The following is an 18,670-nucleotide window of genomic DNA, read 5'->3' as shown; positions in this document are numbered from 1 at the left end:
GTGATTTCCTCTCGGTTTTTTCGGGGGAAGACCCGGGGCGAGATGGTGCCCGCACCCCGGGACGATCAGGTGGCCGTCGCGAGGGCGGCCTCGTCGACCATGCCGGAGCGGCCGGCGTGGTGGCACGCGACGCGGGCGCGCCCGTGCGGCGCGAGGGCGGGATCGAGCGTGCGGCAATGCTGCTGCGCCGCGTCGTCGAGGAGGGCATACAGCGGACAGCGGGTGCGGAAGCGGCATCCCGTGATCTCGCGCGTGGGGCTCGGCAGATCCCCCTCCAGCAGGATGCGCGTGCGGGTCCGCTCGATGCGCGGGTCGGGGATCGGCGCCGCCGAGATGAGAGCCTTGGTGTACGGATGCCGCGGCGTGTCGAACACCTCCGCGATCGGCCCCTGCTCGACGATCCGGCCGAGGTACATCACCGCCACGTCGTCGGCGATCTGCCGCACGACGGCGAGGTCGTGCGCGACGAAGATGTACGACAGCCCCAGGCGCACCTTGAGGTCCTCGAGCAGGTTGATCACGCCCGCCTGGATCGACACGTCGAGGGCGGAGACCGGCTCGTCGAGGACGATGACGGACGGGTTGGTCGCGAGCGCCCGGGCGATCCCGATGCGCTGACGCTGGCCGCCCGAGAACTCGTGGGGGTAGCGGTCGGCCATCGAGGGGTCGAGCCCCACGAGCTCCAGCAGCTCGGTCACGCGCGCGTCGCGCTCCGCTTTGGGGGCGCCCTGCACCCACAGCTGCTCCGTGATGACCTCGCCGACCGGAAGGCGGGGATCGATCGCGCCCATCGGGTCCTGGAAGACGATCTGGATGTCGCGGCGCAGCTCGTTCTTCTCGCGCTTGCCCGCCTCGGCGATGTCGGTGCCGGCGATGCGCACCGACCCCGACTGCGGCCGGACCATCTCCATGATCTCGAGGATCGTCGTGGTCTTCCCGCACCCCGACTCCCCCACCAGGCCGAGCGTTCGCCCGGGACGCAGGGAGAAGGACACCCCGTCGACGGCACGCACGGTGCCGATGCGACGCGGGAAGATCGAGCCCTTCATGAGTGGGAAGTGGCGCACGAGGTCCTCGACCTCGACGACCGCGGCGGCGGTGTCCTCGGATGCGGCGGGGGCGGGCAGCGGCTCGGGGCGGGGGAAGACCTCGGCGCGGTCGAGCTCGCCCCGGGCGATCTCGCCGGAGCGGATGCAGGCAGCCACGTGCGGGGGCTCCGCGCCGGGGTCGTGGTCGAGAAGGACCGGCTCGACGTCCCGGCACTCCGGCAGCGCGACGGGGCAGCGCGCCGCGAACGGGCAGCCCGGCGGCAGGTCGGACAGCGACGGCGGTCGTCCTTCGAGGGGCACGAGGCGCTGCGAGCCGGCCGTCAGCATGTTCGGCACCGAGCGCAGCAGCCCGATCGTGTACGGCATGTGGGGCGCGTGGAAGACCTCTTCGGTGGTGCCCATCTCCACGAGCTTGCCGGCGTACATGACGCCCACGCGATCGGCGTGACCCGCGACGACGCCGAGGTCGTGCGTGATGAGCACGAGGGCGGCGCCCGTGAGCTCGCGGGCCTTCTCGAGCACGTCCAGGATCTGGGCCTGGATCGTCACGTCGAGGGCCGTCGTGGGCTCGTCGGCGATGATCATCTTCGGGTCGTTCGCGATCGCCATGGCGATCATCGCGCGCTGGCGCATCCCACCCGAGTACTCGTGCGGGAACGCGCGGGCGCGGCGCTCGGCATCCGGGATCCCCACGATCCTCAGCAGCTCGACGGCGCGGGCGGCCGCGGCGGGTGCCGAGAGGGAGCGATCGTGCAGTCGCAGGCCCTCCGCGATCTGGTCGCCCACGGTGTACACCGGCGTGAGCGCCGAGAGCGGGTCCTGGAACACCATCGCCAGCTCGGACCCGCGAATGCGCGAGAGCCCGGCATCGTCCATGCCCAGCAGGGACCGGCCGTCGAACTCGATCTCGCCGGATATCCGCGCCGTCGACGGGAGCAGCCCCATGACGGCGAGGGAGGACACGGACTTGCCCGAACCGGACTCGCCGACGATGCCGAGGAACTCCCCGGGGTGCACGTCGTACGAGATGCCTCGCACGGCGCGCACCGGCTCGGAGCCGCGGGGGGCGAAGCTGACGCTGAGGTCCCGGACCGAGAGCAGCGGCATGCGGCGGTCGATTGCGGCGGCGAACGGGTCGGCGGCGAAGGCGGCGTCACGCACGGTTCACCTCCGAGGTGGGGTCGATGGCATCGCGCAGGGCGTCGCCCACGAGGCTGATCGCGAACAGGAGGAGGATCAGCACGCCGGCGGGGAAGACGAACAGCCAGGGCCGGGTCACGGCCGCCGATGTGCCGTCGGCAAGCAGCGTGCCGAGGGATACGTCCGGCGTCTGCACTCCGAAGCCGAAGTACGACAGCGAGGTCTCGGCCATGATCGCCGTGACGATGCCGAGGGTCGCATCGATGATGAGCAGCGATGCGACGTTCGGGATGATGTGGCGGCTGAGGATCTTGCGCGTGGGCATCCCCATGAACCGGGCGGCCCGCACGAAGTCGCGATTGCGCAGCGACCGCGTCTGGTTGCGCACCACCTGCGCCATGATCATCCAGCTGAAGATCGCGAGGAAGAACGTGAGCGCGAGCCACGACAGCCCGCGGGTCAGCGGGCTCAGCAGCACGAGGATGAAGAACGACGGGATCACCAGGAGCAGGTGGATGACCCAGCCGATGACCTTGTCGGCCGTGCCGCCGAGGTATCCGGCGAGCGAGCCGACGAAAGCCGCGATGAGCGTTGCCGAGACACCCGCGATGAGCCCGATGAGAAGAGATTTCTGCAGCCCCGCGAGCGTCTGGGCGTAGATGTCCTGCCCGATCGCGTTCGTCCCGAACCAGTGCAGCTGGGTGGGGCCCATCCCCATGTTCAGGGCGTCGCGCTGCGTCGGCGAGTACGGGTAGGCGAGCGGGCCGACGACCGCCCAGAGCACCATGAAGACGAACACGCCGAGGCCGATCCAGAACCGCGGCATCCGGCTCAGGCGCCGCCCGATCAGGGCCAGGCGCGAGACGGGCCTGCGCGTCTGGGTGACGGGCTCGGTCGCGTCGAGCGGCGTCTCGATGGCCTCCTGCTGCAGGGTCATGTCAGCTCCTCACCCTCGGGTCGAGCGCGGCGTAGAGCACCTCGGACAGCGTCGAGGACATCAGCACGAGCACGGCGACGAACAGGGTCGATCCCGCGACGGCGTTGATGTCGTTCTGCAGCACGGCGTCCAGCTGGAACTCGCCCATGCCGCGCCAGGAGAAGACGATCTCGAGCATCGCGGATCCCGCGATGAGCGTTCCGAAGCTGTACGCGAAGAAGGTGCTCATCGGGATGAGGGCGATGCGCACGCCGTGCCGGTAGAGGGCCTTGGTGCGCGGAAGGCCCTTCGCCCGGGCCGTGCGGATGTAGTCGGCGCCCAGCACGTCGAGCATGACGCTGCGCTGGTAGCGCGAATAGGATGCGGCGCCGATGAGGACGAGGGCGATCGTCGGCAGCAGCAGGTGGACCGCGCGGTCGAGCGCGATGTCCCACCAGCCCCCCGAGATCCCGGCGGTGTACTCCCCCGTGAAGCGGATGACCTGCGTCACGACCGCGTTGTTCAGGCCCGTCGCCGCGATCATCAACAGCACTCCGATGACGAAGGTGGGAGTGGCGAAGACGATGTACGACGAGTAGGTCACCGCCTGATCGCTCGCGCGGTACTGGCGCACGGCCCCCCAGACCCCGAGCAGCACGCCCAGGATCGCGCCGATGATCGAGCCGATGAGCAGGAGGCGCAGACTCGCGCCGGCGCGCGCCGCGATCTCCGCGGTCACCTGAGCGCCGCCGATGGTCTCCCCGAGCGAGAAGCGGGTGAACAGGCCGACGAGCCAGTCCCACAGCCGCACGAGCACCGGTACCGCGGGGTTCACACCCATCGCATCGAGGCTCGCCTCGATCGAGGTCTGGGGCGGCCTCGGGTTCATGCCGTAGTAGCGCTCCGCGGGCTTGAGCAGCACGCTCGCGAGCACATATGCCAGGCACGTCGCGATGAGGCTCAGGATCGCGTAGTGGACGAACCGGCGGACGATGTACAGCGTCACTGCGCGGTCCCGGCGCGTGGTGCGCGTGCGTCGGATCGTGCGGTCGGCCAATGGAACGTCATCGTCGGTCTCTCAGGCGGCGCGGTCCGGATCTCGAATCGCGGGGCGGAATCTCGCGTCGGAGGTTCCTCCGATTCGTCGACCCTAACCCGGCATATCAGCGTCGGTGCATGAATCCGGGAGTGTTTCTCACGACCGTAACATTGTGACACGCCGCTCGAAATGCACGGATCGACACACGCCGCTCAGGCAGAGCGCTCAGCTTGTTCCGCCGGAGATCAGCAGAGCGATGACCCCCCACGCGAGGATCGCGGCCAGCGCGACGAGCCCCGGAACGTCCCAGCCGCGTCGGATCTCCGGGGCCGCCGAGTCGGTTCCCTGCTCGAGGGCGTCCTGCCACTGCTCGCGGATCAGTGCGAGATCGCGGATCGCGGGGGGCACCCGCTCGGCTTCCCCCGGCGATCGCCGGAGCGCGGGTCGCCCCGGCCTCCCCGCCACGGGTCCGCCGTAGGCGCGCAGGACCCGGCCGTCCTGAAGCGTCAGCTCCAGCTGCCACCGCACGTCGATGCCGCGCACCAGCGCCCACGGCACGTCGACGATCCGGAGGATGTTGTGGAGCCGGATGCCGTCGCGGTCGATGCGCACGCGGGGTGCATAGACGAAGACGTATGCACCCCAGAGCAGGAGCAGGATCCAGGGGGCCAGCAGGAGCATCTCCCCCACCCCCGCACGCACCGCGGCATCCCCCAGCAGGAGCACAGCGACCGCGGCCGCCACGACGAACGCGACGACTCCCGACGGCGATCGGAAGACCCGTCCGTCGGGAGTCGGAGTCGCGCGCCTCATCGGCCGCCGAGAGGGATGGATGCGCCGGGGATCGCGTCGAGCAAGCGCCGCGTGTACTCCTCGGCCGGAGCGGCGAAGATCTGGTCCACCGTTCCCTGCTCCACGAGCTTCCCATGCTCCATCACGCATACCAGGTCGGCAGCGACCCGGACGACGGCGAGGTCGTGCGTGATGAACAGGTAGGTCAGCGCTAGCTCGGACTGCAGGTCGGCCAGCAGCTGCAGGATCTGGTCCTGCACGAGCACGTCGAGCGCCGACACCGCCTCGTCCAGCACGACGATGTCGGGCTTGAGGGCGAGCGCCCGCGCGATCGCCACGCGCTGGCGCTGACCGCCGGAGAGCTCGTTCGGATAGCGCGAGGCGAGTTCCTGCGGCAGGGCGACCTGCTCGAGCAGCTCCTTCACCCGGGCGCGCCGAGAGGCCGCGTCGCCCACCCCGTGGATATGCAGCGGCTCGGAGATCGTGTTGCCGATGTTGCGCAGCGGGTCGAGGGAGCCGTACGGGTCCTGGAACACCGGCTGCATGCGCCGGCGGAGCGCGAAGAACTCCCGGCCGGAGAGCGCGTCGGTCCGCTCACCGTCGATCGTGATCGAGCCCGAGGTGGGATCCTCGAGCCCGAGGACCATCTTCGCGATCGTGGACTTCCCGGACCCGGACTCGCCCACGAGGGCGAGGGTCTTGCCCCGCGGGATCTCGAACGAGACGCCGTCGACGGCGCGGAACGGCTCGCTGCGGAACCCGCCGCGACGGATCTTGTACTCCTTGACCAGGTCGGTCACGACGACGGCGGGAGGCTCGGCGGCGTCGACGCCGCGCGCCGGCCCCCGGTCCTCGACGGTGGCCTGGATCCGCTGGGAGGCGAGGCTCGGGGCCGCCGCGACGAGGCGCTGCGTGTAGGGATGCCGCGGGTCCTCGAGGATCTCCCGGCTCGGCCCCGACTCGACGATCTCGCCCTGGTTCATCACGATGATCGTGTCGGCGCGCTCGGCGGCAAGACCCAGATCGTGCGTGATGAGAAGCACGGCGGTGCCGCGCTCGCGGGTGAGCGAGGCCATGTGGTCGAGGATGACCCGCTGCACCGTGACGTCGAGCGCCGAGGTCGGCTCGTCGGCGATGAGCAGCTTGGGATCGGCGGCGAGGCCGATGCCGATCAGGGCCCGCTGACGCATGCCGCCCGAGAACTGATGCGGGAACTGGTGGAGCCGGCGCTCGGCATCCTTCAGTCCGGCCTGCTTCAGAACCTCGATGGCGCGCTGCTCGACCTCGCGGCGGCCCGTGGCGATGCCGTTCGCACGGATCGCCTCCTTGACCTGGAAGCCGATGCTCCACACGGGGTTGAGGTTCGACATCGGGTCCTGCGGCACGTAGCCGATCTCGCGCCCGCGCACCTTCTCCATCTGCGACAGCGACAGCTCGGTCAGCTCACGCCCTTCCAGGGTTATCGAGCCTCCCGTGACGTGCCCCGTGCCCGGGAGCAGGTTGATGATGGCCGACGCGGTCGTCGACTTGCCTGAGCCGGACTCGCCGACGATCGCCACCGTCTCGCCGGGGTGGATGTCGAGGCTCACGCCGTGCAGCACCTGACGCGACGTCTTGCCCGCGTCGAAGGCGACGGTCAGCTCGCGGATGGACAGCAGCGGGGTCTGGGAGTCGACGCTCATCGGCGGGCCCTCGCCTTCGGGTCGAGGGCGTCTCGGAGCAGTTCGCCCAGGATGATGAATGCCAGGATCGTCACGGTGAGGGCGATCGAGGGGTAGATGAGGGCCATCGGCGCCACGCGCAGCGACGACTGCGCCTGGCTGATGTCCAGTCCCCACGACATCGTGTCGCTGCCGAGACCGACACCCAGGAACGACAGGGTCGCTTCGGCCGAGATCGCCGCACCGAGCGTGATCGTCGCGATGACGAGCACGGGGGCGAAGGCGTTCGGGAGCACGTGCGAGACCAGAGTGCGGAAACGCGAGAGGCCGAGCGCGCGCGAGGCCATCACGAAGTCGGCCTGACGCACCCGCAGCACCTCCGCTCGCACGACGCGCGCGGTCGACGCCCATGCGAAACCGCCGATCGCGAAGGCCAGCACGAGCGGCGTGCGGTTCTGCGAGAAGACGCTCATCACGACGATCGCCGCGAGGATGTAGGGGATCGCGAAGAAGATGTCGCCGATCCGCGAGAGGATCGAGTCGAGCCACCCGCCGTAGAAACCGGCGAGGGCGCCCATCACCGTTCCGATCACGGTCCCGATCAGGGTCGCGAGCAGACCCACGACGAGCGACGTGCGCGCACCCCACACGAGGCGCGACCAGATGTCGCAGCCCTGGAAGGTGAAGCCGAGGGGATGCCCCGGCGCGGGTCCGCCGTTGGAATTGCTCAGGAAGCACTCGCGATCGGGCGGCACCTGCGTGAACAGGGTCGGGAAGATCGCCATGAGCACGACGACCACCACGACGACGCTGGTCACCCAGAACGTCGGGCGGCGGCGGATGTCGGTCCAGGCATCCCGCCACAGGCTGCTGGGCTTGGCGTCGACGCGCACGGCGTCCACCGTGACCTCGGCGCTCTTGGCCGGGGCGACGTAGTGGTTCGGCGAGAGCTGATCACTTGGCATAGCGGATCCTCGGGTCGAGCAGGCCGTAGAGCAGGTCGACCACGAGGTTGACCAGCACGTAAAAGATCACGAACACCGTGACGAAGGACACCACGGTCGGCCCCTCCTGCCGGGTGACGGCGGAGTACAGGGTCTGGCCGACGCCCGGGACGTTGAAGATGCCCTCCGTGACGGTCGCGCCGACCATGAGCACACCGAAGTTGGTGGCCGAGTTGGTGATGACCGGCAGGAGGGAGTTGCGCAACACGTGCACGGGGACGACGCGGCGGCGCGGCAGTCCCTTGCTGTAGGCGGTGCGCACCCAGTCCTGATTGAGGGTGTCGATGACGGAGGCGCGCGTGAGCCGCATGCTCGTGGCGTAGAGGCTCAGGCCCAGCACGATCGCCGGGAGCCAGAGGTCGCCCCAGTCGTTCTGCGCCCCGACGGTGGGGCGGAACCAGCCGAGCTGGATCGCGAGGAAGTACTGCGCGAGGAATGCGAGCACGAAGATCGGCACCGCGACGAAGATCAGGGCGATGACGAGCGAGGTGTTGTCGAAGACCTTGCCCTTGCGGATGCCCGAGATGGTGCCGATGATGACCGCCAGCACGAGCTCGATCGCGATGGCCATGACCGCGAGGCGCAGCGTCACCGGGAACGTGCGCGCGAGGACGTCGGCGACCGGCTGGCCTGAGAAGCTCACGCCGAAGTCGCCCTGGAACACGCCCAGGATGTAGTAGAAGTACTGCACGATGAACGGGTCGTTCAGGTGGTACTGCTCCCGGATCTGCTCGAGCAGGTTCGGGTTGGGGGTCCGGTCGCCGAAGAGGGCGAGGATCGGGTCCCCCGGCATGGCGAAGACCATGAAATAGATGAGCAGCGTGGCCCCGAAGAAGACCGGGATCACCTGCAGCAGTCGCCTGAGGATGTAGCTGGCCACCCTCTTCTCCCTCCGAGATCATCGGGCGCGCACGCGGGATTCACGTGGGCGCCCTGAGAGCATCGTGCCGCCTCGGGTGCGACGCGCGATACCCCGGGGAAACATGTCGCGAGGCGGTGACGTGGTCGTCACCGCCTCGCGAGGTGAGATCGAGCCTATTCGCCCTTCGTGATCTCGTGGTAGAGCGGAACCGAGTTCCAGCCGAACTCCACGTTCTCGACGGTGTCGGCGTATCCGCCGGTCACGTTCGAGTACCAGAGCGGGATGGCCGGCAGATCGGCGAGGAGGATCTCCTGCGCCTGCTGGAACAGCTCGTTGGCGGCCTCCTGGTCATCCGTCGAGATTCCCTCGGCGAGCAGGGCGTCGAACTCGGGGTTCGAGTAGTCGCCGTCGTTGGAGCCCGCATTGGTCGCGTAGAGCGGCCCGAGGAAGTTGTACAGACCCGGGTAGTCGGCCTGCCAGCCGGTGCGGAACGCCGTCGTGATGGTGCGGGAGTTCACCAGCTCGCGCAGCTCGGCGAAGGTGGGGTAGGCCGCGCCCGACGCGTCGATGCCGAGGGTGTTCTGGATCGAGTTCGACACGGCGTCGACCCACTGGTCGTGGCCGCCGTCGGCGTTGTACGCGATCTGGAAGGTGCCCTCCCACGGGGAGATGGCGTCGGCCTCCGCCCACAGGGCCTGGGCCTCCTCGGGGTTGTACTCCAGGACATCGGCGCCCTCGAGCGAGTCGGTCCAGCCGTCGATGACGGGCGACGTGAAGTCGCTCGCGGGGGTGCGGCTGCCCTGGAAGATCGTGTCGGTGATCTCCTCGCGGTTGATCGCCATCGAGATGGCGGCGCGGCGGAGCTCGCCTTCCTCGCCGGAGAAGTGCGGCAGCTCGGAGTGGATCGTGAAGGACTGGAACACCGCGGCCGGCTGGTTGACCGCGCGGTCGCCCAGGTCCGACTCGAAGGAGGCCAGCGACGACGGCGGGATCGCGTCGATCACGTCGACCTCGCCGCCCAGCAGGTCGGCGTACGCGGCATCCTGCGTCGCGTAGAAGTTGATGGTCAGGCCGCCGTTGGCCGCCTGGCGCACACCCTGGTACTCCTCGTTCTTGACGAGGTCGATCTGCACGTCGTGCTGCCACGCGTCCTCGCTGGCGAGCATGTACGGACCGTTGCCGATCGGGCTCTCGCCGAACGCATCCATGTCCTCGAATGCGGCGTCGGGAAGCGGGTAGTAGGCCGAGTAGCCCAGGCGCAGCGGGAAGTCCGAGGCCGGCTTGTTCAGCGCGATCGTGAACGTGTACTCGTCCACCTGCTCGAGGCCGGTGAGCTCCGAGTCCTCGTCGTAGCTGAAGCCCTCGATGTCCTCGAAGAAGTAGCTGTTGTACTGCTCGTTCGACAGCAGAGCGCCGTAGTTCCAGGCGTTGATGAAGTTGTCGGCCGTGACCTCTTCACCGTCGGTGAAGAACTGGCCCTCCTTGATCTTCACGGTGATGTTCTGAGGGTCGTCGACGACGATCTCCTCGGCCATGTCGTTGACGGGGGTGCCGTCGGCCTCGTACGAGACCAGACCCGCGAAGATCGCGTCGAGGATCTTGCCTCCGCCGACCTCGTTGGTGGCGGTGGGGATCAACGGGTTCTCGGGCTCCGAGCCGTTGGTCGTGATGATCGCGGCGCTCGCGCCCCCGTCGGTGCCTTCATCGGTGCCGCCGCTGGCGCAGCCTGCGAGCGTGAGCCCGCCGACGCCCAGCAGCGCGAGCCCGGAGAGGGCGATTCTGTTGCGCTTCACTGTTCCTCCATGAAGAAAGGTTGTTTTCGCCCAGGCGTCACGGAGGTGAGCCGAGCGGGATGGGGAAACCTTAGGCACGCTGATCCGATTGCTCCAAATCATCGTCAGAACCGTTACATAGCCTTTACTCAGTGCCGTGCGGATATGGCAATCTGACGAGGTGACTCCCCATCCCGCTGTGAATCCGCCGTTGAACCGGGTCCGGCTGCGTTGGGAACTGGGTATCGTTCTCGCCGTCACGCTCGGCCAGTCGGCGTTGTATTCCGTGCTCACGCTCGTGCGACGGCTGACGATCTCGGTGCCCCTCGGACAGCAGCAGACCGCCCTCAATCCCTCCCGCGACGACGCGGCCCTCTGGGATGCGCTGTACCAGTTCCTGTCGGTGTTCTTCGACCTGGCGCTGGTCGCGCTGGTGGTCTACCTGCTGTGGGAGCCGGGATCGAACGCGCTGCGGCGGATCGGGCTGGACTTCACCCGCTTCGGAGGCGACGCGGGCCGCGGCATCCTCCTCATCCTCCTCATCGGGGTGCCGGGCCTCGGGCTCTACGCCGCGGGACGGGCGCTCGGCGCGACGGTGGCGGTGCAGGCCTCGCCGCTGGATGCCGCGTGGTGGGCAGTGCCGCTGCTGGTGCTCTCCGCACTGCGCGCGGGGCTGCTCGAAGAGGTCATCATACTCGGCTACCTCTTCGACCGCCTGCGCCGGTTGGGGTGGGGGTGGTGGCCGATCATCATCGCGTCGGCGACGCTTCGCGCGGCCTACCACGCATACCAGGGCTTCGGCCCGATCATCGGCAACTTCGTGATGGGGATCGTCTTCGGCTGGTGCTACAAGCGGTGGGGGCGGGTCATGCCGCTCGTGATCGCGCACACCCTCATCGACGTCATCGCGTTCGTCGGGTATCCGCTTGCGGCTGCGCTCTGGCCGGGGGTCTTCGGCCCCGTCCCCGCGCCGTCGGGCACCCCGACGCCGACCCCCTCGCCCTGACCCCGCCCCGCCCCGCCCCGCCCGCGAGACACCACGTCTGCGCCGACACATCGGTCCTCGGCTGGTGTTTCGGCGCAAATCCGGTGTGTCGCCCACCGCGCACGCTTCTCCCCATCTCGCCACCCGGCGAGCGCTCCACGGACGATGGGCGCGCGACCGGCCACCCGGGGACGATCGCGCGAGGGTGGTCGCATGCTCACACCCGACGCAGGCGGGAGCCTGCTGCTCTCCGCTGACGACCGACGGATGCCGCAGGGGCTCTATCGCCGGGTGCGGTCGGGGGAGCTCGCGCGCGTGCGGCCCGGCGTTTACGCGCCGGCGGACTGGTGGGCCGCGCTCCCGCCGCACGAACGCTATCGCGAGCGCGTCGCGGCGGCCGTGCTCGTCTTCCCGGATGCCGCGCTGATGCGGGAATCGGCGGCCGTCGCGCACGGGCTGCCCGCCTTCGGGGAACCGCGCGACATCCACTTCTTCGATCCCGACCGGCGCTCGACGCGACGCTTCGGCGACGTCGTGGTTCAGGCATCGGAGCGGCCGCGCGTCGTCACCCACGTCGCCGGAGCGCTCGCGACCGACCTCATCACGACGGTCGTGGACACCGCGCGGCATCTCCCACCGGCGTACGCGCTCGCCGTCGCCGACACGGCGCGGTCGAGAGGTCTTCACCGGGAGTCGATCCGGGCACACAGCCTGTCGGACCCGAATCGGCGCCACGAACGAATGCTCGCGTGGGTGTGGGACTTCGCTGACGCGCGTGCGGAGTCGACGGGGGAATCCGTGAGCCGCGCCGTCATCTCGTGGCTGGGCTTGCCCGTCCCGATCCTGCAGCGGACGTTCTTCACCGACGGTCACGAAGACCGGCCCGACTTCTGGTGGCCCGACTACTCGACCATCGGCGAGTCGGACGGCTACGGAAAGTACCGCGCGGCGACGGCGGAAGCCGCGGTACGCGGGGTCGTGAAGGAGAAGCTGCGCGAGGATCGCCTCCGACGCCGCTGCCGCAGCTTCACCAGATGGGATTGGGGCGACACGCACCGCGTGCAGCCGCTGCTCGACAAGCTGCTCGGCGCGGGGCTGCCGCAGGTCGGCGCACCCGACCGCGCGATGCTCGCGACCCTCCGCGGCGCGCGTCGCTGACACGAAACACCACATCCGAGGCCAGACCCCGGCCGCCGGATGGGGTCTCGGCGCACATCTGGTGTTTCGCGGGGCGGCGCGGGGGCGGGGGCGCGGGCGGGGCGGGGCTACGCGAAGGCCTCTACCGGGGGGCAGGCGCACGCGAGGTTGCGGTCGCCCCAGGCCTGGTCGACCCGGCGCACGGGCGGCCAGTACTTGGCTCGCACGAGCGAGCGCACCGGGAACACGGCCCGCTCGCGGGAGTAAGGATGCCGCCAGTGCGCGTCCACGAGCGACTCCGCCGTGTGCGGGGCGTTGACGAGGGGATTGTCGTCGGCCGGCCACTCCCCCGCCCCGACGCGCTCGGCCTCGTCGTGGATCGCGATCATCGCGTCGCAGAAGCGGTCGAGCTCGGCGAGATCCTCGCTCTCGGTCGGCTCCACCATGAGCGTCCCCGCCACCGGGAAGGACATCGTCGGCGCGTGGAAACCGTAGTCGATCAGCCGCTTGGCGACGTCGTCCACGCTCACCCCGGTGCGCCCCCGCAGCGGGCGCAGGTCGAGGATGCACTCGTGCGCGACGAGCCCGCCCTCGCCCGTGTACAGCACGGGGAAGTGCGCGCGCAGCCGGGTGGCGATGTAGTTGGCGGCGAGCACCGCGGATGCCGTGGCATCCGCCAGCCCGCGCGCCCCCATCATGCGCACGTACGCCCACGAGATCGGCAGGATCGACGCCGACCCGAAGGGCGCCGCCGCCACGGGGCCTCCCGCCCGGCCGTGCGCGTCGCCGCCCCGCGTGCGCGGATGCGAGGGGAGGAACGGCGCGAGGTGCGACTTCGCCGCGACGGGACCGACGCCCGGCCCGCCCCCGCCGTGCGGGATCGCGAACGTCTTGTGCAGGTTCAGGTGCGAGACGTCGCCGCCGAGGTCGCCGAAGCGCGCGTACCCGAGCAGGGCGTTGAGGTTGGCGCCGTCGATGTACACCTGTCCGCCGGCGTCGTGCACCGCGGCGGTGATCTCGAGCACGTCGTGCTCGTACACCCCGTGCGTGGACGGGTAGGTGATCATCAGGGCCGAGAGCGTCTCGGCGTGCGCCGCGATCCTCGCGCGCAGGTCGCCGAGGTCGACGTTGCCCGCCGCGTCGCACGCCACGACGACGACCCGCATGCCGGCGAGCACCGCGGAGGCCGCGTTGGTTCCGTGCGCCGAGGCGGGGATGAGGCACACGTCGCGCGCGTCGTCGCCCCGCGAGCGGTGATAGCCGCGGATCGCGAGCAGACCCGCGAGCTCGCCCTGGGACCCCGCGTTCGGCTGCAGCGAGACGGTGTCGTATCCGGTCATCTCGGCGAGCCACGTCTCCAGCTGCTCGATGAGCGCAAGGTATCCCTCGACATCCTCGGCCGGCGCGAAGGGGTGCACCCGGGCGAACTCGGGCCACGATGCGGCCGCCAGCTCGCTCGCCGCGTTGAGCTTCATCGTGCACGACCCGAGCGGGATCATGCCCCGGTCCAGGGCGTAGTCGCGGTCGGCGAGCGTCTTGAGGTAGCGCATCATGGCCGTCTCGGAGCGATGCGTGCGGAAGACCGGATGCCGCAGGTAGCCGTCCGCGCGCCGCAGCCCCTCCGGCAGGCCCACGCCCGGGGCGTCCGCCCGAGCGGGACGTTCTCCCTCGCCAGTGGCGAACCCCCCGCCGACCACCTCGGCGAACGCCTCGGCGACGGCGGCGACATCGGCCGCCGTCGTCGTCTCGTCCACCGAGATCCCGACGGTCGTCCCGTCGACCTGCAGCAGCTGGTAGCCGCGCTCGCGCGCGCGGCCCACGACCGCCGCGGCATCCGGCACCCGCACACGCACGGTGTCGAAGGCGCTGTCCGACACGAGCTCGCAGCCGGACGCCCGCAGCGCGGCAGCGAGCGCGACGGTGTGCCCGTGCACGCGCTCGGCGATCGCCCGGAGCCCGTCGGGCCCGTGGTAGACGGCGTACATGGCCGCCATGACGGCCAGCAGAACCTGGGCGGTGCAGATGTTCGACGTCGCCTTCTCCCGGCGGATGTGCTGCTCGCGAGTCTGCAGCGAGAGCCGATAGGCGGGCGCACCGTCGGCATCCTGAGACACCCCGACCAGTCGCCCGGGCAGCTGGCGCTCGAGGCCCGCGCGCACGGCGAGATAGCCCGCGTGCGGACCCCCGAAGCCCATCGGGACGCCGAAGCGCTGCGTCGTGCCGACGGCGATGTCGGCGCCGAGCGAGCCGGGGGAGGCGAGCAGGGTCAGCGCGAGCAGGTCGGCCGCCACGACGGCGAGTCCGCCCGACGCGTGCACGGCGGCGATGAGCGCGGTCGGGTCGGCCACGCGCCCCGAGGCTCCCGGGTACTGCACGAAGACCCCGAACGCCTCGGCCTCCGCTGCCCCGCTCCCGCCCCATTCGCGCAGCTCGATGCCGAGCGCCTCCGCCCGGTGCGCGAGCACGGCGCGGGTCTGGGGCAGCGCATCGGGGTCGACCAGGAAGACGTTCGAGCGGCTCTGCGAGGCGCGCCGGGCCAGCAGCATCCCCTCGACGACCGCGGTGGCCTCGTCGAGCATCGACGCGTTTGCGGTGGCGAGTCCGGTGAGGTCGGCGACCATCGTCTGGAAGTTCAGCAGCGCCTCGAGCCTGCCCTGCGAGATCTCGGGCTGGTAGGGCGTGTACGCCGTGTACCACGACGGATTCTCGAAGACGCCGCGCGCGATGACGGCGGGCGTGAACGTGTCGTAGTACCCGAGCCCGATCATCGACCGCGCCGGGCGGTTGCGCCCCGCGAGCGCACGCAGCTCGGCGAGCGCCTCGGCCTCGGTCGCCGCCGGCGGGATGACGCCGTCATCGCCGCGCTCGGCGAGGATCGCGGCGGGCACGGCCGCCCGCATGAGCTCGGCCGTCGAGGAGTACCCGAGGGCGGCGAGCATCGTGGCCCGGGCGCCGGCGTCGGTGCCGATGTGCCGTTCGACGAAGCGTTCCGCGGCGGTCGTCGCCGTCACTGCGCGGCCCCCGTGAGGCCGAGGTACGCCTGACGATCGAGCAGGTCGGCGGATGCCGGGGCATCCACCCGGATCTTCAGCAGCCAGCCGTCGTCGAACGGCGACGAGTTGACGAGGGACGGGTCGTCGACGACGGCCTCGTTGACGGCCACGACCTCGCCGGTGAGGGGCGCGTAGAGCTCGCCGACCGACTTCGTGGACTCGATCTCGCCGCAGACCTCGCCGGCCAGGACGGGCGAGCCGACGGGGGGCAGGTCGGCGAAGACGACATCGCCGAGCTTGTCGGCGGCGAAATCGGTGATCCCGACGGTGGCGATATCGCCGTCGAGGGCGATCCACTCGTGCTCGGCGGTGTACTTCAGGCTGGTCAGGTCGGTCATTTCTTCCTCCGATAGAAGGGCAGGGCGGTGACGGTGGCGGGGATGCGCGTGCCGCGCACGTCGAGGTCGAGCGCGGTTCCCGGCGCGGCGAGGTCGGGTCGCACGAACGCCATGGCGATGGGGTGGCCGAGGGTGGGGCTGAGGGCGCCGCTCGTCACGTTTCCCACGACGCTGTCGCCGAGCCGCACGGGGTATCCCGACCGCGCCGCGCGGCGCCCCTCGGAGACGAGCCCGACGAGCACGGGCGCCCCGGCGTCCCGCGGCCGGGCGAGGGCGTCGCCGCCCACGAATCCGGGCGGGCCGGACGCGCCCGACCCGACGACGCGCGCGAGCCCCACCTGACCGGGGCGCACGTCGGCGGACAGCTCGTGCCCGTAGAGGGGCATGCCCGCCTCGAGGCGCAGCGTGTCGCGCGCGGCGAGGCCCGCCGGGATGAGCCCGAGCCCCTCACCGGCCTCCTGCAGCGCGGCCCACAGCCCCGCGGCCCGATCCGCGGGCAGCAGCAGCTCGTAGCCGTCCTCGCCGGTGTAGCCCGTTCGCAGCACGAGCACCGGCACGCCGTCGAAGGAGGCCTCGGCCCACGCGTACGACGACAGCGCGGCCGGATCGGCGCCGGTCGCCTCGAGCCCGCGAACGGCGGAGAGGATCTGCGACGACCGCGGGCCCTGCAGCGCGAGCAGGGCGTAGGAGTCCGAGACGTCATCGACCCGCACCGGGCGCGAACCCCGCACGAGCGCGAACGACCCACCCGCCGGACGGTCGCCGCCCGCGAGCGTCGCGACGGTCGGCCACCGCTGCGCCCGATCCTCGAGGGCTTCGGCGACGACGGCGCGGTTACCGGCGTTCGCGATGACGAGGTAGCGATCGGCCGCGAGCCGGTAGACGATCAGGTCGTCGAGGATGCCGCCGCTCTCGTTCAGCAGCAGCGTGTACTTCGCCCGCCCCACGGCGAGCGCCGCGAGGGGGCCCGCGAGTGCGTGGCCGAGGAACGGCGCGGCATCCGGCCCCGTGACGACGAACTCGGCCATGTGCGAGATGTCGAAGAGGCCGGCGGCCCGGCGCACGGCGTGGTGCTCGGCCAGGTCGGAGGTGTAGCGCACGGGCATGAGCCATCCGCCGAAGTCCGTGAAGGAGGCTCCCAGGGCCTTATGGACGGCGTGCAGGGGGGACGCGCGCGGCGCCGGAGCCACGGGGTCGACGGGGTCTGGCATGGAGCTCTCCCGGTGTCGTGCGGGCCGGGTGCCGAGCGGCATCCGGTGAACTCCCCCTCTGTCATGGGCCTGAGAGCTTCGCCCGGCGCACGGGCGCGGGGCTTTCACCGTCGGCGGACCGCCTCGAGGGACGATCGCTTTTCAGAGTGGCCGACTCGGGCGGTACGCGTACCTGAGAGATTGGCGGGGAGGCTTGCTCCTTCGGTGCCCGGACCGTGGCGGCTCCGGGGCTCTCCCGCTCGAGGTGAGGCCGTATGCGGTTGTGGCGGTCAGCATACGCGCGGCGGCGGCGGACCACACCCCCCGAAACGCCGGATGCCGCGGGTCAGCCGGTGCAGCTGCCCGAGGACACGGGGGCGTCGAGCGCCTCGGCCTGCGCGAGCACGGGGCCGAGCTCGGTCGTCGTCATCGCGTATCCGAGGTCGTCGTCGTTCTCGGCGCGCGCGAACACCACCCCCGCGACCTCGCCCGCGGGGGTCAGCAGGGGCCCCCCGGAGTTGCCGGGTCGCACCGTCGTGGCAAGCGCGTACACCTCGCGCTGGGCCGCCGAGGAGTCGTAGATGTCGGGTACGGCGGCGGCGCCGACGGAGATCACCTCGGCGCCGACCATCTCGAAGGGTCCGCCGTACGGGTATCCCTGCACGACCGCCGATGCGCCTGCGCCGAGGGTGGGCACGACCGGGAGGGGGTCCGCGCCGAGGCCGGTGACCGCGATCACCGCGAGGTCGTCGACGGGGTCGAAGTAGACGATCCGACCCTCGCGCGCCGCCTCTCCCGGCAGTTCCACGACGGGCGTCTCGACGCCCGCGACGACGTGCGCGTTCGTCACGACCCGGTCGGGTGCGATGACGAATCCGGACCCGGTCGCGCTCGTGCCGCACGCGTACGCCACGCCCGACACACGACCGACGGATTGCGCGGCGCTGGTCAGCGCGGGGCCGTCGAGCGAGACGTCGGGCGTCCCGGGCGAGACGGCACCGTCCAGCAGCGTGCCGAGCGTCGGCAGGCCCTCATCGAGCACGGTCCCGCGCAGCTGGGCGAGGGTGGACTGCACCGGGCGGGGCGTCAGCTGCTCGATCGTGCGCAGCACCTGCGAGGACGCGAGCGCCTGCGAGACCACCGGCATCCCGGTCGCCGAGACGCTCTGCCCCACGAGCGAGATCGCCAGGGCGGCGACGATGACGCTCACGGCCCCGCCGAGCAGCCGCTCGATGCCCTTGAGCTTGATGCGGTCGGCCCCGCGCCGCACCGCCATCCCGATCCCACCGCCGATGCCGGCACCCACCGCGAGCAGCAGCACGGCGACGACGAGCACGATCAGCCCGCGCCACTGGGGCCAGGGGACGGCGTTGTTGACGATCGGCACGAGCCAGAAGGCGGCGACGCCTCCGCCCGCAAGACCCACGAGGGTGCCGAGGCTCGCGAAGAGGCCGCGCTGGATGCCGATGATGAGCGCGAGGATGAGTGCCGCGATCAGCACGATGTCGACGACGAGCACGTCTCCTCCTCGCAAAGATCTCGCGGGAAGCCTACGTCGCCCTGCCTGGGAACACACGGCATGGGCGCGGCGCGGCCCGGTTGCCCTTGAGGTCACGGTGACACTAATATGGTCTATGGAAGTAAAGGTCATGACGACACGAACCACGAACCCCCCACCCGCCCCCCTCGCCGACGGCACCCACGCCGCCGACGAGGAGCAGGCGCGTGTCGC

14 protein-coding genes and 2 riboswitches are annotated in these 18,670 nt (G+C 70.7%); of the genes, 2 read left to right on the top strand and 12 right to left on the bottom strand.

The features are described from left to right. Positions 1–65 precede the first annotated feature (65 nt). From ACIGCK_RS03360 to ACIGCK_RS03325, 8 genes are all read right to left on the bottom strand, one after another. Positions 66–2,156 (bottom strand): dipeptide ABC transporter ATP-binding protein, encoded by a 2,091-nt coding sequence (locus ACIGCK_RS03360; RefSeq protein ID WP_396664011.1) that lies wholly within the window; start codon positions 2,154–2,156, stop codon positions 66–68. A gap of 46 nt (positions 2,157–2,202) precedes the next feature. Then, a complete protein-coding gene (locus ACIGCK_RS03355) occupies positions 2,203–3,126 on the bottom strand; it encodes an ABC transporter permease (protein WP_396663765.1) in 924 nt (307 codons plus the stop codon). Position 3,127: 1 nt separating this feature from the next. After that, positions 3,128–4,111 (bottom strand): ABC transporter permease, encoded by a 984-nt coding sequence (locus ACIGCK_RS03350; RefSeq protein WP_396664009.1) that lies wholly within the window; start codon positions 4,109–4,111, stop codon positions 3,128–3,130. A gap of 258 nt (positions 4,112–4,369) precedes the next feature. Beyond that, positions 4,370–4,957 carry a PH domain-containing protein gene (locus ACIGCK_RS03345; protein ID WP_396663763.1) on the bottom strand — a complete coding sequence of 196 codons (588 nt, stop codon included), beginning with the start codon at positions 4,955–4,957 and terminating at the stop codon, positions 4,370–4,372. Beyond that, positions 4,954–6,618: an ABC transporter ATP-binding protein gene (locus ACIGCK_RS03340; protein ID WP_396663761.1), complete on the bottom strand. Its 1,665-nt coding sequence runs from the start codon at positions 6,616–6,618 to the stop codon at positions 4,954–4,956. The genes ACIGCK_RS03345 and ACIGCK_RS03340 overlap by 4 nt, the downstream gene beginning before the upstream one ends. Continuing rightward, entirely contained in the window at positions 6,615–7,562 is a 948-nt protein-coding gene (locus tag ACIGCK_RS03335) for an ABC transporter permease (protein WP_396663759.1), read from the bottom strand. The genes ACIGCK_RS03340 and ACIGCK_RS03335 overlap by 4 nt, the downstream gene beginning before the upstream one ends. Continuing rightward, the gene (locus tag ACIGCK_RS03330) at positions 7,552–8,481 is read right to left on the bottom strand and encodes an ABC transporter permease (RefSeq protein ID WP_396663757.1); all 930 of its coding nucleotides are present in this window, start codon (positions 8,479–8,481) and stop codon (positions 7,552–7,554) included. Before ACIGCK_RS03330 ends, ACIGCK_RS03335 begins: the two co-directional genes overlap by 11 nt. Positions 8,482–8,636: 155 nt before the next feature. Next, the gene (locus ACIGCK_RS03325) at positions 8,637–10,256 is read right to left on the bottom strand and encodes an ABC transporter substrate-binding protein (protein ID WP_396663756.1); all 1,620 of its coding nucleotides are present in this window, start codon (positions 10,254–10,256) and stop codon (positions 8,637–8,639) included. A gap of 190 nt (positions 10,257–10,446) precedes the next feature. On the opposite strand from ACIGCK_RS03325, the gene ACIGCK_RS03320 reads away from it, so the two are divergent. Beyond that, positions 10,447–11,241, top strand: coding sequence for a CPBP family intramembrane glutamic endopeptidase (locus ACIGCK_RS03320; protein ID WP_396663755.1), 795 nt, complete (start codon positions 10,447–10,449; stop codon positions 11,239–11,241). Positions 11,242–11,433: 192 nt separating this feature from the next. Next, a complete protein-coding gene (locus ACIGCK_RS03315) occupies positions 11,434–12,378 on the top strand; it encodes a hypothetical protein (protein WP_396663753.1) in 945 nt (314 codons plus the stop codon). Between the two features lie 107 nt (positions 12,379–12,485). Here the strand turns inward: ACIGCK_RS03315 and gcvP are convergent, their stop codons facing one another. The 4 genes from gcvP to ACIGCK_RS03295 all read right to left on the bottom strand — a co-directional run bounded on the left by gcvP (position 12,486) and on the right by ACIGCK_RS03295 (position 18,457). Then, complete coding sequence (gene gcvP / locus ACIGCK_RS03310; protein WP_396664007.1) at positions 12,486–15,296, bottom strand: aminomethyl-transferring glycine dehydrogenase; 2,811 nt, start codon at positions 15,294–15,296, stop codon at positions 12,486–12,488. Between the two features lie 68 nt (positions 15,297–15,364). Further along, the gene (gcvH, locus tag ACIGCK_RS03305) at positions 15,365–15,748 is read right to left on the bottom strand and encodes a glycine cleavage system protein GcvH (protein WP_396663751.1); all 384 of its coding nucleotides are present in this window, start codon (positions 15,746–15,748) and stop codon (positions 15,365–15,367) included. Beyond that, positions 15,745–16,959, bottom strand: a complete 1,215-nt coding sequence (locus tag ACIGCK_RS03300; RefSeq protein WP_396663749.1) for an aminomethyltransferase family protein — start codon at positions 16,957–16,959, stop codon at positions 15,745–15,747. The genes gcvH and ACIGCK_RS03300 overlap by 4 nt, the downstream gene beginning before the upstream one ends. Before the next feature lie 51 nt (positions 16,960–17,010). Then, positions 17,011–17,109: riboswitch (glycine riboswitch) on the bottom strand. Beyond that, a riboswitch (glycine riboswitch) is annotated at positions 17,110–17,207 on the bottom strand. A 77-nt stretch (positions 17,208–17,284) separates the two neighbouring features. Beyond that, positions 17,285–18,457: a MarP family serine protease gene (locus ACIGCK_RS03295; protein WP_396663747.1), complete on the bottom strand. Its 1,173-nt coding sequence runs from the start codon at positions 18,455–18,457 to the stop codon at positions 17,285–17,287. Positions 18,458–18,670 lie beyond the last annotated feature (213 nt).

Origin of the sequence: Microbacterium sp. NPDC078428 (assembly GCF_044542535.1) — a bacterium.
In the GTDB taxonomy this organism is placed as follows: Bacteria; Actinomycetota; Actinomycetes; order Actinomycetales; family Microbacteriaceae; genus Microbacterium; species Microbacterium limosum.
This window is presented reverse-complemented; position numbering and strand designations above follow the sequence as displayed.